The sequence below is a fragment of the Halobaculum marinum genome, from assembly GCF_029338555.1.
Taxonomy (GTDB): Archaea; Halobacteriota; Halobacteria; order Halobacteriales; family Haloferacaceae; genus Halobaculum; species Halobaculum marinum.
Genome location: NZ_CP119989.1, coordinates 620093 through 632828, shown reverse-complemented (window position 1 = coordinate 632828; position 12736 = coordinate 620093). Strand labels below are relative to the sequence as shown.

The following is a 12736-nucleotide window of genomic DNA, read 5'->3' as shown; positions in this document are numbered from 1 at the left end:
GCTGAGGCGGCGGACGTTGGCGCCCGCGTGCGAGCGCTTTTGCCCGTCGGGTCCCCCGGTCGGGTATGGAGTTCGCGTTCGAGTTGGCGCTGTGTGCCCACCTCGAACGGGCGACCGACTGGGTGCTCGCACGCCAACTCGGCGGCGCCGTCGCCGCGCCGGGGAGCCGCGTCGTCGACGTCGTCGGCCTCGTCCCCGGCCCGGAGTTCGACGACCGCGCGCGGATCACCGACCGGACCATCCCGCCCGCGGCGGTCGAGGCACCCGTCGGCGTCGGCGAGGCGATGCCCGTCGCCCGCGCGGTCGACGCCCACCCGGACCGCGCCCGCGGCGTCGCCGACGCCGCCGTCGACTGCGGCTTCTTCGCCGAGGAGCGCCGCGGCGGAACGCGGTACGTGCGGAAGGCGACGCGCTACCCCGACGACTGGGTCGCCGAGTTGGTCGCCATCGAGAACAAGCCCGACCTCGGCCGACCGGGTGACCTGCAGCGACAACTGCGGGTCGACGCGAGCCTCGCGCTGTTCGACCGCGTCGTGCTCGCGACGGAGAGTCACGTCACCGGCGCGCACCTGAACCGCATCCCCGAGGCGGTCGGCGTCTGGCGCTTCCACCCCGACACCGGCGAGCGGGAAGTGGTGCGCGAGGCGACGCCGCTTGACCCCACGGCGCCGGGCGTCGAACTGCTCACCGAGCACCCCGGGCGGACGGACGTGGCGCTGGTGAGTCCCGACGAGAAGGCTCGCAAGCGCCGCCGGATCGCCGAGCGCGCCTACGGGAAGGGGTGGCGGACGTTCGCGTTCCCCGACTGCGCGAACTGCGCGGCCGACGGCGACGGTCGACCCCACTGCGCCCACTTCGAGCGCGTCGTCGACCCCGCGAGCGAGTGCGGACAGTCGTGCCCCGGGTGGGCGCCGGGCGAGTCGGTCGCCGACGACGGAGACGCGGCGGCGCTCCGGGACGCACGGACGCCGTGGGTGCACGACCCGCCGGGCGTCGTCGACCGGCAGGCGGGGTTAGATCGGTTCAGGTGAGCGCGCGGTTCGGCGTCGCCGACTCGGTGCGTGCGACACGAACGGTGGTGACCGCGCGAGTCACGGCGCGAAGTATGGTGGAAGTCACGGCGCGAGGTGCGAACGGTGGGTCTTGGAGGGAATCGCGGACGGTGGGTCAGTGACGGAGTGTGGCGCGCGCGCCGCTCACCGCCGTCGCAACACGACCACGAGCGCCGCCAGCGTCGTCGCCAGCGCCGTCAGCGCCGCGCCGACGCCGAAGCCGGGGATGTCGACTGCCGACTCGTCGGGGACTGTCGTCCACGCCCGGTCGTCGGTGCCGTCGTCGCCGGTGGTGGCAGACCCGCCGTCGCCGGGCGTCGCGTCCTCGGCGTCGAACAGGTCGCCGCCGGTGCCCCACAGTTCGTCGTCGGGGACGAGCCGACTCCCCTCGTAGCTCGTGAGGTACGCGTAGCACGCCTCGATGTCGGCGGTGTCGAAGTCGGCGCTGCCGGTCACCTCGTGGCTCCCCTCGGCGCCGACCTGCCGCATGGTCGGGCCGGAGGAGCCGCGGTCGGTGCCGACGCGTTCGGCGTCGTACGGCTGCCACGGCGTGTAGAACTCCCAGACGACGGTGCCGCGGGGCGTCACCTCGACGACGCGGTGACCGCGGCGGTCGGTGACGAGCGTGTTGCCGTTGGGGAGGCGGTCGGCGTCGCGCGGTTCGTGGAGGCCGCCGCCCTCCAGCACCCACGTGCGCTCCCAGTCGCCGTCGGCGGTCCGGGCGTACTCGACGACGCGGTCGTTCTCGGAGTCGGCGACCAACACCGTCGGGGTGCCGTCCTCACCGCGGAGGTAGTCGGGGTTGTGCTGCTCGTTCAGCACGTCGTAGTCGTCGTCCGCGCCGAGCGTCCACTCGATCTCCTTGGTGTCGCGGTCGATGGCGATCACCTGGTCGAAGTTGCGGACGGACACGAGCAGCGTGTCGTTGCCGATCTGGTCGACGTCGTTGACGTGGGTCCAGTCCTCGCCGTAGGGGCCGCCGCCGTCCTTGGGGAACTGGTCGGTGTGCTCGTCGAAGCGCCACTGCCAGACGATCTCACCCGACTGGTCGTAGATCAGCACGCGGTTGCGCTCGTCACCCTTGTCGACGGTGGCGAACTCGCCGTCGCCGAGGTAGTCGACGTCGTGGGCGTCCTCGACGTTCTGGAGGCGCGTGACCTCGGTGTTCTCGCCGGTCGCGGGGTCGATGCGTTCGACGACGGTGATCCCAGGCTCCGTCGTCGCCATCAGCAGTTCGCCGTTCGGGAGCGGGTCGACGTCGTACGACCACCAGCGCCCGTCGGCGGAGTCGTTGTGGACGCCGACGACCGAGCCGTTCGGGGCGACGCCGAACAGCAGCGCCGCCGTCTTGCCGCCGCCGCGGGCGCCCTGCACCGAGACGAGCGTCGTCGTGTCGGGCGCGCGCTCGGCGTCGACCGTGCCGACGCAGGGGTTGAGCGACTGCGACTGGGCTGCTGGCGCAGACTGCCCGCCGAGTGCCGACGACGCACCCACTGCCGGGGCGACTGCCGCGACTGCGAGTGCGAAGACGACTGCGACGACGAGCGCAGCGGCGGTGCGCGAGCGAGAGCGGCTCATTCGGTCGCCTCCAGCTTCACCAGCACGTCGTGGTTGTCCTTCGGGAACCCGCCCTTCCCGGAGCGACCGTCGCGGTTGGAGGTGATCAGGTACAACTCGCCGTCCACGCCCTGTTCGACGTGTCGGATGCGTCCGAACTCGTCTTTCAACAGCGGGTGAGCGGTGGCGGTGTACGCGTCGTCCATCCAGTCAGCGTCGAAGCGACGACCCTCGCCGACGGGCGGCAACTCGGCACCGGGCGGCGACAGCGTGAGCACGACCAGTTGCTGGCTCCGCAGGCCGCCGATCAGCATCCGGTTGCGCCACGAGGGGACGGCGTCGCCGGTGTAGAACAGCGAGCCGGTGGGCGCCCAGCCGCCCCGCTGGGTGTTGGCCAGCGGACGCCGCACGTCGCTGTCGGCGGGGAGCGCGCGGTACTGGTCGGCGGTCCGCGTCTCCGGCCAGCCGTAGAAGCCGCCGGGGACGAGGCGGTTCACCTCGTCGCGACCGGCGGGGCCGTGCTCGTTGATGACGGGCGTGCCGTCCGGGAGCCAGACGAGTCCCTGCGGGTTGCGGTGGCCGTACGTGAACACCCGCGGGTCGCCGCCGTCGATGTCGGGGTTGTCGGGGGCCGGCTCGCCGTTGACCGTGACGCGCAGCACCGACCCGGGGAGTTCGCCGGGGTCAGCCGCCAGTGGGTCCTCGCCGGCGTCGCCGGTCGTGACCCACAGGTAGCCCTCGGGGCCGAACGCGATCCGGCCGCCGTTGTGGAACTTGTTGGCCGCCATGTCGCCGACGACGACCTGCTCGCTGGCCGCCGGATCGGACGCCGACAGGTCGAACCGGGAGACGCGGTTGCGCTTCCCGTCGTCGGTGTCGGCGGTGTAGTAGACGTACAGCACCTCCACGTCGGGGTAGTTGGGGTGGACTGCGACGCCGAGGGTGCCGCCCTCGCCGCCTTTCACCCACCACTGCTGTTCGGTCTGGCTCTGCGGGATGGCCTCGGCGTCGATGGCGTCGCCGGGGGCGAACACGGTGTCGAGGTCGCCGCCGGCGAAGCGGCTGACGCGGCCGACGCGCTCGGTGACGAACAGGTCGCCGTTCGACGCGACGGAGATGTCCCACGGAATCTCGAGGTTCTCAACGAGCACCGTCCGTTCGACGTCAGGGGAGGGGGCGTCGGTGGGGGCGGTCCACTCGCGTGGCTCGAACGACGTGTCTGGCTCGGGGACGGGCGTCGGCTCCGGCGTCGGGGTGGCGTTCTCGGTCGGGTCGCCGCCGTCGGCGGCGTCGCCAGCCGAGCCCGCGGAGGGAGGCGAGCCCGCACAGCCGGCGACCAGCGTCGCGCCCGCGGCCGCGAGCGCTCGGCGCCGGGACCAGTGATCGGACATGGGTGACAGGAACGAACACGCCCGCAAGTGTCTTCGGGTATCCGGCCGCCCTCCCCGACCTTATCCCCGGAGTGACTCAACCGGCGGCTCCCACGCCGCGCGGTACGCGGGGTAGAGGCCGCCGACGAGCGCGACCGTCGCGCCGAAGGCGAACGCCCCCAAGCCGACGAGCGCGTTCGCCGGGACGAGCACCGCCGCGAGCGGGAGTTCGGTGTTGAGCGCGACGAGGACCACGCCCACGGTGCCGAGGGCGACGCCCAACGCGCCGCCGCCCACCCCAAGCAGGGTCGCCTCGACCAGCAGCGTCCGGAGCACCTGGTCTCGGTGGATGCCGACGGCGCGGAGCACGCCGATCTCACCGCGACGTTCGGAGACGGTCATCAGCATGACGTTGAAGATGGAGACGCCCGCGACGACGAGCGACACGCCCGCGACCGCGAGGAGGAAGCCGTTGAGCAGCGCGAAGAACTCCGTGATGCGGTCGAGGACGCTCGTCAGCGAGAACACCGAGACGCGGCGCTCGCGGGCGTTCAGTCCGTCGCGCACCTCACTCGCGATGGCCTCGGCGTCGCCCCCGGTGTTCGCCTGCACGACCACCTGCGAGAAGCCGTCGGTGGCGAACTCGCCCGGCGGGAGCACGACCGCCGAGTCCGCCCGCAGCGGCGTGATGCTCGACTGCTCGGGGAGGACGGCGACGACGCGGTAGGTGTTCCCCTCGATGGCGACCTGCGAGCCCACGCGGAGGTCGAGCGCACCGGCCACGTCGGCGCCGACGAGCGCACCTTGCCGGTGGTAGTCGGGGACGCCCGGCGCGTCGCCGAACAGCGCGGCAGGGTTCGTCGTCCCGTACACTTGTGCGAACGACTGGCCGCCGCTCCCCGACACCGTCGCGCCGGTCGACTTCAGCCGGACGACCTCGCCGCGACCCGCCGCCGCGCGGTCGATCACCGCCAGATCGCGACCGTTCAGCACGTCCGAGTCGGTCTCCGGCGCCGGGCTGATGATCACCTGGTTGCCGAGGCCACCGAGTTCCTCCGTAGCCGCGCCCTGCAGCGCCGTGCCGAGCATCCCCAGCGAGACGACCGCGAACACGCCGATGACGATGCCGAGCGCCGCCAGTCCCGCTCGGAGCCGTTGCCGCGAGAGGTTCCGCATCGCCAGCGACACCGCCGGAAAGCGGCGGTCGAGCGCGTCGGCGAGTGCCGCGAGGCGGTCGCCGCTGGCGCCGTCGGCGGGGTCACGCATCGCCGATCACCCCGTCGACTAACTCGACGGTGCGGTCGGCGTACTCGGTCACGAGGTCGTCGTGGGTGACGGCGACGACGCCGACGCCGCCCTGGGCGATGGTCCGAATCTCTTCCAGCACCGAGACGCCGGTGTCGCGGTCGAGGTTGCCCGTTGGCTCGTCGGCCAAGAGCACGTCGGGTTCGTTGATCAGCGAGCGCGCGATGGCGACGCGCTGTTTCTGCCCGCCCGATAGCTCGTCGGGCGTGTGGTCGAGGCGGTCGCCGAGCCCCACCCGTTCGAGGAGGTCGACCGCGCGGTCGGTGTAGTCGCCGGGGAGGAACGCGGTCGGGAGCCGGACGTTCTCGACTGCCGAGAGGGTGGGGATGAGGTGGAAGTCCTGGAAGACGAACCCAATCGTCTCCCGGCGGACGTTCGTCCGCTCGCGCTCGGAGCGACCCGCGACGGGCGAGCCGTGGAGTTCGACGTGCCCCTCGGTGGGGTCGTCGAGCAGGCCGAGCAGGTTCAGCATCGTCGACTTCCCGGACCCCGAGGGGCCGATGACGGCGATCACTTCGCCGGCGTCCACCGCGAAGTCGACGTGCGAGAGAGCGGTGACGGTGCCGCCGCCGCCGTCGTAGCGCTTGGTCACGTCGACGAGTCGCAGCGGCGGGACGGTCGCGTCGGGGATGCGTGCGGCCAACTCGCCAGCGCGGACGCGGGCGTCGTGGTCGACAGCCGCGTCGCCGACGGTGCCTTCCTCGCGAACCGCGTCACCGTCGTCGGCGGCGGGTGCGCCGTCGACGCTCGCCCCCTCGACCGCGTCGGCGGCCCAGTCGTCGCTCATCGGTACCGACGGACGAGCAGTCCGACGGCGGCGGGAATCGCCAGTCCGATCGCGAGGAGGACACCCCCGACCGCCCCGAAGCCGCCGAAGACGCCGACCGGGCGTCCCTGTCGCTCGTCTGCCGGGAGCGGTACGTCGACCACCGTCGTCACGCGGTCGTCGCCGGTCGTGTACGTGACCTGCACCGGGACGGTCGAGGTGTTTTCCGTGTCGACACGGGCGGTGACGCGGAAGGGAGCGAACTCACTGGCGGCGACGGAGCCGACGAAGTAGTCGCGCTGCGGGTACGCCGCCGCGGCGAACTCGCCGTCGGCGACGCCGACGACGACGCCGGTCACCTCGGACCCGCCGACGTTGCCGAGGTTGCCGCCGATGGTGACGCGCCCGTCCTCGCCGACGGAGACGTTGAGGCCGGTCAACTCGACGGCGCCGCGCTTCGGGCGGAAGTCGTAGGCGGCGGCCGCCTCCCGGCGCTCGCCCGCGAGGTCGTACGTCGCGACGAACGCGATGTCGCCCGCCGACTCCACGTTCGCGAGGTCGACGGTCACGGTCGCCGCCTCGCCCGGAGCCAGCGCGTCGGCGACGGCGACGCGGCCGACCGCGGCGACGACGGTGCCGTTCGCGCCGCGCGGGACGAGCACGACGCGCTCGATGGCGGCGTTGCCGAAGTTGGTCACGGTCACGTCGACACGGGACCCGTCGCCCGACGCCTCGTCGCCGCCGGACGACTGAAGCGCGCCGCCTCCGCCGCCGCCCGCGGCGCCGATGATGCCCGCGAGGCCGCCCGCACCGCCGCCGCCCGCGGCCGCGCCGTCGCCGTCGCCGGTCGACCGCGAGACGCGGACGCCGACGTCGGCGGCCAGTTCGTCGACCGTGACGAGTCCCTCGTGGGTGACGGAGGCGCGCGTGCCCGCGGCGGTGGTGTAGTCGACGCGGACCTGGAACGACTGCTCGCCCGCCTCGGTCGGGCGGACCGAGAGGTTCACCTGTTGACTCGCGCCAGCGGCGAGCGTGGCGACGGTGCCGTCGACGCGCTCGCCGTCGGCGGGGTCGACGACCGAGACGGTGAGGTCGCGCAGCGCGGCGGTCGTCGGGTTCGAGAGCGTCACCGCGACGCGGGAGTCGGCGCCGGCGACGGCGTTCTCCGCACGGACTTCGACCTGCGGGGCGCCCCGTTCGACGACAAGCGAGAGGGGGAAGCGCGCCCTGGCGGTCTCGTCGTCGCTGTCGGAGACGGTCGCGACGACCGAGAGGTCGTACGCGCCGGGGTCGTCGACGGTGAGGGTGACCGGTACCGTGAGCGTCTCGCCGGGCGAGAGCGCGCCGAGGCCGGTCGCCTCGCCGAGCACCTCGCCGTCGGCGTCGACGACGCGGACGCGGTCGAGGTCGGCGGCGGACGCGCTCCCGCCCGAGAGGCGGACGGTCGCCGCGACGGTGATCGGTGCGCCGGCCGTCGGGGTGGCCGGTGTGACGGTCGCGTCGGTGACGGAGACGCGGGCGTCGGGCACCGCGCCGGCGACGCCGACGAACGGGACGAGGACCGACGTGACGAGCAGGAGGCCGACGACGAGGGCCGCTGCCCGGGTTGAACGGGCGTTCAAGTTAGGGCAGTTAGGGGTTGGACGCGCAAATAGCTTCCCGCCACGCTGAAACGCGTCGGCACCCGCCCGACCGTCGAGCCCCGGAGGTCGTCACTCGGTGGCGGACCCGCCGATCGCCACGTCGACCGCCAGCAGTAGCGTCACGAGGAGGTGGATCGGGATCCCCCAGAACAGCAGGAGTGCGACGAACCCGACCACCGCTTCGGCCGTCGAGCCGCCGTCGGACGCGACTCGGAGGAACGTCGCGACCGCGAACCAGAGTGTCAGGAGGCGGACGACGTGGGCGTCGTCGATCCTGCCGACTGCGTCGTGGAGGGACATACTCGCGCGAGCCGTGTCACGGAAATAACTGTTCTGGTCGGCGCCACCCGTCGCCGCTCAGAGGTCGTACGTCTCGCCGTCGACCGCCAGCGGCTCCGCGAACGCCTCGTCGGGCGGGTAGTAGTGGGCGAGGTGGACTAGTCGCGTCGTCTCGGCGCCGAGGTCCTCGGCGAGCGCGAGCGCCCCCTCGCGGGTCATGTGCTTCGATCCGAACGTGTACGGCGTGCCGTCGGGGCCCTCGTCTTTCCCGCCGAGCGGGTGATACTCGCAGAAGCGCGCCGGGACGATGCCGTCGGCGAGGAAGAGGTCCGGGTTCGCGAGCGCGGCGCGGGACTCGGCGGGCACGTCGTAGCTGGTGTCGCCCGACAGCGACAGCTTCGCACCCGTCTCCGGGTCCTCGATTACGAGCCCGTAGCACACCAGCGGCGGGTGGTCGACCGGGACGAACGTCACGTCGAGGCCGCACACGCGGGTCGGCTCGAACGGAGTCGCGTCGCGGACGGTGACGCGGTCGAGGTAGTCGTACTTCGTCCGGATCGTGTCGGCGACCGACTCGCCGGTCGCGGGGTCGACCTCGTTCGCCGCGTACACGGGGAGGTCGTCGAACAGGCGGTAGGCGTTGCCGAGGCCGTCGAGGTGGTCGAAGTGGATGTGGGTGACGACCGCGGCGTCGGGGAGGGGGACGTCGTGGGTGAGGAACTGGTGGCGGAAGTCCGGCGACAGGTCGACCAGCAGCGACTCGCCGGTGCGCTCGTTCTCGACGTGGACCGAGAAGCGCGAGCGCTCGACGCCGCGCTCGCGCGCCGCCTCGCAGGTGTCACAGTCGCACCCGACGGTGGGCGTGCCGGTGGTGTCGCCCGTGCCGAGGAGCGTGACGCGCATCTACCGTGAGGATGTGGAGGGGAGACTAAGCGGTGTCGGGAGCGTGGTCGACCGGAGGGAGACCACGATGCGAACGGTGAGCGAAGCGAACCGTGAGCAGGAGCGAGGCCGAACGGAGAGAGACCACGACCGACGGCAGCACTCGTGTCGACCGAAAGGTATCTTACCGATAGTCGCCTCCGCTGGGTGATGGCCGACGATCACCCGTCTCGGCGGACCTTCGAACTCCTGTCAGACGAAGTTCGGCTGCGGGTGATCACGGCGCTCGGCGACGCGAGTGGGTCGGAGGGGTACGCGACGCTGGCGTTCTCCGACCTCCAGCGGGCCGCAGACGTCGACGACAGCAGTCGGCTGACCTACCACCTCGGAGAACTCCGAGACGAGTTCGTCGAGAAGACCGACGAGGGGTACACACTCACGCTCGCCGGGATCCGGGCGTACCAGGCGGTGATCGCACACCGGAGTGTGCCCGAGGTCGAGGTGGAGCCGTTCCGAGTGCCGTGGGAGTGCGAGTCCTGTGGCGGTGGGTTAGAAGCGCGGTACGAAGGTGGGAGAGCGTACCTCACGTGTGGGTCGTGTGGGGACCACCGGGTGCGCTATCCAGTCGATGCCGGCAGGATCGATCCAGACGACCCCGAGTCGATCACCGTCGCGCTCCAGAACACGCTGATCAGGGATTACACGTCGATGTTCAACGGGGTGTGCCCGTACTGCACCGGCCACGTCGAGGTCGATTTCGCGTTCGACTCTGATCACTGGGACGAGTTCGACGTCGCCACCGACGACATCCCGATCAACGCCGCCTGTACGGAGTGTTCGTGGTTCGTCTACGTGAACCTCCCCGCTGTGCTCCGGATCGAAGAGGCGGTGCAGTCGTTCTTCGCCGAACGCGGGCGGAACATCTGGGAAGAGCCGGTGTGGACAGACGAGTTCGTCTGGACCCGTGAGTCGGTCACGCGCGACCCGATTCAGGTTGAGGGGTACTTTTCGGCTGACGGCGACCGCCTCCGAGTCGTCGTCGACGAGCACCTGACCGTCGTCGAGCGGGAGATACTCGAAGAAGAGTAGACCGGCCTCAGTCGTCGTGTGAGTGGTCGTGATCGTGGTCGTGCCCGCCGCCGTCGCCGACGACCTCGGCGCCCTCGCCGTCGATCATGTCCATGTTCTTGAGGTTGTCGCGCTCCTCGAAGTCCTGGACGGCGTCCATGATGTCCGTCTGGGTGATCGACATCCGCTCTTCGGTGAGCGCCTCCAGCACGGCCTCGCGCATGACGAGGCGGAGGTCGCTCCCGGTGAGCCCCTCGGTGCGGTCGGCGACCTCGTCGGGGTCGAAGTCGGCGATCTCCATCTGCCGGGTGATGACGCGGAGGATGTCCGAGCGCATCTGGCGGTCCGGCTTGGGGAAGTTGACGATCTCGTCGAAGCGGCGCCACGCCGCGGCGTCGAGTTGGTCGGGGTGGTTCGTCGCCGAGATGAGCAGCACCTCGTCGCGCACGAGCGAGATGTCGTCGATGCTCTTGAGCAGCGTGTTGACCGCGCGCTTGAGGGCGGCGTGCTCGTCGGACTTGCGCGTCTTGGCGACGGAGTCGAACTCGTCGATGAACAGGATACACGGCGCCAGGCGCTTGGCGACCTCGAACGTCTTCTCGACGTTCTTGGCCGTCTCGCCGAGGTACTGGCTCGTCACCATCGACAGCTTCACCTCGACGAACGGGAGGCCGAGTTCGTGGGCGAGCGCGCGGGCGGCGGTCGTCTTCCCCGTCCCCGGCGGCCCGACGAACAGCAGCTTCCCGATCTCGCGCAGGCCGATGTTGGCGAGGTACTCGCGGTGCTCGATCGCCTTCATGAGCTTGCGGATCTCGCCCTCCTGATCGGTCGTGAGGACGAGGTCGTGCAGCGTCATCTCGATCTCCTCGGGCGCTTTCACGTTGACGAGGTCTAGCATCTCTGCGTCCTCCTCCTCGTCGAAGTACTCGCCGAGCAGGGCGTCGATCCACACGCGGTCGGCGCGCACCGGGCGGTTCTCCTCGCGCGCCTCGGCGTGCGTGACCGAGAACTCGGCGTCGGTGTCGGCCTCGTTCGCGATCTTCGCGAGCACCGGGTTGTCGAGGAGGTTCTCGTCGGTCGCGCGCTCCACGATCCACTCGATCCCCATTTCGGGCTGAGACAACGCGATCTCGCCGGAGAAGTCCTTTCGCTCGGTGAACAGGAGGTCGGCGATCGCCTCCCACGGGCGCTCGATGCCCGTAGCGGTCTTCGCGGTCGATTCGGTCACGTGGAGTGGGCGCTCCACGCCGCCCGGTCCCTCCTCGTCTTCGGGCGACTCGCTCCAGAAGACACGGCGGTACCGCGGCGGTAGGTCGTCGGCGTCGAGGTCGCGGTCCTCGTTGTAGCGGTGGACGGTCACGAGAAGCTCGACCACGTCCCCTGCCGGGTCACTCATCCCCGAGAGGTTGCCCGCGGAGGCTGTTAAGCGCGTCGAAGAGCCCGTCTCGGTCGTGTGGGGCTGTCACACGGGGCAGGAGTCGCCGCGGCGGCAACGCGGGCCAACGGGTGCGGGGTTCTCCCGGATTTATCAGGATCGACCGCTGACTTCGATCCATGGCAACGCCCGTCATCGCGGCCGCGTATCGCACCCCGTTCGGTCGACAGGGAGGCGTCTTCGCAGACGTCCGCAGCGAGGACCTCTCGGTGGCCCTCATCGACCACATCCTCGACGAGCACGACCTCGAACCCGACGCCGTGGACGACCTCATGTGGGGGGTCGCCCAACAGCGCGGCCAGCAGGACAACAACGTCGCGCGCGTCATCGCGCTCCTCTCGGAACTCGGCGAGGGGACGCCCGCGACGAGCATCAACCGCTGGTGCGCGTCCTCGATGCAGTCGATCATCTCCGCCTCGGACGCCGTCGCCGCGGGCAACCGCGAGTGCATCATCGCGGGCGGCGTCGAGTCGATGAGCAACGTGCCGATGGACGGCGACTCCTACCAGCACCTCCACCCGGAGCTGTCGGAGAAGTACAACGTGTTCCAACTCCAGATGGGGATGACCGCCGAGAAGGTTGCCGAGGAGTACGAAGTGAGCCGCGAGGCGCAAGACGAGTTCGCCGTGCGCTCGCACCAGCGCGCCGCCGAGGCGACGGACTCGGGCCGGTTCGACGACGAGATCGTTCCCATCGAGACCGACGACGGCGTCGTCACCGAGGACGAGGGCATCCGCCGGGACACGAGCGTCGAGACGCTCGCCGGCCTGTCGCCCGCGTTCACCGGCGACGGCTCGGTCACCGCCGGCAACTCCTCGCAACTCACCGACGGTGCCGCCGCCACGCTGGTCTGCTCGAAGGAGTTCGCCGACGAGCACGGCCTCGACGTGCTGGCGGAGGTCGGCACGAACAACGTCGCCGGCGTCGACCCGACCGTGATGGGCATCGGCCCGGTCCCGGCGACGCGCGGCCTGCTGGAGCGCGCCGGCACCGACATCGACGACTACGGCCTGGTCGAGGTGAACGAGGCGTTCGCCTCCCAGTGTGAGTACAGCCGCCGCGAACTCGGCATCGACGAGGACAAGTACAACGTCAACGGCGGCGCCATCGCGCTCGGGCACCCGCTCGGGGCCTCCGGCGCGCGCCTGCCGGTGACGCTCATCCACGAGATGATCAAGCGAGACGTCGACCGCGGGCTGGCGTCGCTGTGCGTCGGCTTCGGGCAGGGCGCCGCAATCGAGTTCAGTCGGTAACGCGACCCGGCCGGCGCGGGCGCCCCCGCGTCGGCGGGCGATCCACTGTGGACCGCCGGGATGGCCGATTCCGGCGCAAGCGCTCGCATAGATATGTCATATGATACCAATGGTCATAGTCGTGGC

At 71.0% G+C, this 12736-nt stretch carries 11 protein-coding genes; 3 read left to right on the top strand and 8 right to left on the bottom strand.

The features are described from left to right. Positions 1–65: 65 nt before the first annotated feature. Positions 66–1031 carry a DUF5787 family protein gene (locus P0R32_RS03335; RefSeq protein WP_276238510.1) on the top strand — a complete coding sequence of 322 codons (966 nt, stop codon included), beginning with the start codon at positions 66–68 and terminating at the stop codon, positions 1029–1031. 165 nt (positions 1032–1196) lie between these two features. Here the strand turns inward: P0R32_RS03335 and P0R32_RS03330 are convergent, their stop codons facing one another. From P0R32_RS03330 to P0R32_RS03300, 7 genes are all read right to left on the bottom strand, one after another. Further along, positions 1197–2630, bottom strand: coding sequence for an aryl-sulfate sulfotransferase (locus P0R32_RS03330; protein ID WP_276238509.1), 1434 nt, complete (start codon positions 2628–2630; stop codon positions 1197–1199). Beyond that, entirely contained in the window at positions 2627–4000 is a 1374-nt protein-coding gene (locus tag P0R32_RS03325; RefSeq protein WP_276238508.1) for a PQQ-dependent sugar dehydrogenase, read from the bottom strand. Before P0R32_RS03325 ends, P0R32_RS03330 begins: the two co-directional genes overlap by 4 nt. A gap of 60 nt (positions 4001–4060) precedes the next feature. After that, on the bottom strand, positions 4061–5245 hold the full coding sequence (locus tag P0R32_RS03320; protein ID WP_276238507.1) for an ABC transporter permease: 1185 nt from the start codon (positions 5243–5245) through the stop codon (positions 4061–4063). Continuing rightward, positions 5238–6071, bottom strand: coding sequence for an ABC transporter ATP-binding protein (locus P0R32_RS03315; protein ID WP_276238506.1), 834 nt, complete (start codon positions 6069–6071; stop codon positions 5238–5240). The genes P0R32_RS03320 and P0R32_RS03315 overlap by 8 nt, the downstream gene beginning before the upstream one ends. Further along, on the bottom strand, positions 6068–7672 hold the full coding sequence (locus tag P0R32_RS03310; protein ID WP_276238505.1) for a CARDB domain-containing protein: 1605 nt from the start codon (positions 7670–7672) through the stop codon (positions 6068–6070). The genes P0R32_RS03315 and P0R32_RS03310 overlap by 4 nt, the downstream gene beginning before the upstream one ends. Before the next feature lie 90 nt (positions 7673–7762). Further along, positions 7763–7993, bottom strand: a complete 231-nt coding sequence (locus P0R32_RS03305) for a hypothetical protein (protein WP_276238504.1) — start codon at positions 7991–7993, stop codon at positions 7763–7765. Between the two features lie 57 nt (positions 7994–8050). Further along, complete coding sequence (locus tag P0R32_RS03300; RefSeq protein ID WP_276238503.1) at positions 8051–8875, bottom strand: MBL fold metallo-hydrolase; 825 nt, start codon at positions 8873–8875, stop codon at positions 8051–8053. Between the two features lie 189 nt (positions 8876–9064). Here P0R32_RS03300 and P0R32_RS03295 point away from each other — a divergent pair, with 189 nt between their 5' ends. Then, complete coding sequence (locus P0R32_RS03295; protein WP_276238502.1) at positions 9065–9943, top strand: ArsR/SmtB family transcription factor; 879 nt, start codon at positions 9065–9067, stop codon at positions 9941–9943. Between the two features lie 7 nt (positions 9944–9950). Here the strand turns inward: P0R32_RS03295 and P0R32_RS03290 are convergent, their stop codons facing one another. Next, a complete protein-coding gene (locus tag P0R32_RS03290; RefSeq protein WP_276238501.1) occupies positions 9951–11318 on the bottom strand; it encodes an ATP-binding protein in 1368 nt (455 codons plus the stop codon). Positions 11319–11476: 158 nt separating this feature from the next. Between P0R32_RS03290 and P0R32_RS03285 the strand changes: the two genes are divergently transcribed. Then, positions 11477–12610, top strand: coding sequence for a thiolase family protein (locus P0R32_RS03285; RefSeq protein ID WP_276238500.1), 1134 nt, complete (start codon positions 11477–11479; stop codon positions 12608–12610). Positions 12611–12736: the final 126 nt, after the last annotated feature.

What these genes read in the sequence shown, in the direction of transcription:
- P0R32_RS03335 (WP_276238510.1), top strand. Translation starts at nt 66, where the DNA reads ATGGAGTTCGCGTTCGAGTTGGCGCTGTGTGCCCACCTCGAACGGGCG.
- P0R32_RS03330 (WP_276238509.1), bottom strand. Translation starts at nt 2,630, where the DNA reads ATGAGCCGCTCTCGCTCGCGCACCGCCGCTGCGCTCGTCGTCGCAGTC.
- P0R32_RS03325 (WP_276238508.1), bottom strand. Translation starts at nt 4,000, where the DNA reads ATGTCCGATCACTGGTCCCGGCGCCGAGCGCTCGCGGCCGCGGGCGCG.
- P0R32_RS03320 (WP_276238507.1), bottom strand. Translation starts at nt 5,245, where the DNA reads ATGCGTGACCCCGCCGACGGCGCCAGCGGCGACCGCCTCGCGGCACTC.
- P0R32_RS03315 (WP_276238506.1), bottom strand. Translation starts at nt 6,071, where the DNA reads ATGAGCGACGACTGGGCCGCCGACGCGGTCGAGGGGGCGAGCGTCGAC.
- P0R32_RS03305 (WP_276238504.1), bottom strand. Translation starts at nt 7,993, where the DNA reads ATGTCCCTCCACGACGCAGTCGGCAGGATCGACGACGCCCACGTCGTC.
- P0R32_RS03300 (WP_276238503.1), bottom strand. Translation starts at nt 8,875, where the DNA reads ATGCGCGTCACGCTCCTCGGCACGGGCGACACCACCGGCACGCCCACC.
- P0R32_RS03295 (WP_276238502.1), top strand. Translation starts at nt 9,065, where the DNA reads ATGGCCGACGATCACCCGTCTCGGCGGACCTTCGAACTCCTGTCAGAC.
- P0R32_RS03290 (WP_276238501.1), bottom strand. Translation starts at nt 11,318, where the DNA reads ATGAGTGACCCGGCAGGGGACGTGGTCGAGCTTCTCGTGACCGTCCAC.
- P0R32_RS03285 (WP_276238500.1), top strand. Translation starts at nt 11,477, where the DNA reads ATGGCAACGCCCGTCATCGCGGCCGCGTATCGCACCCCGTTCGGTCGA.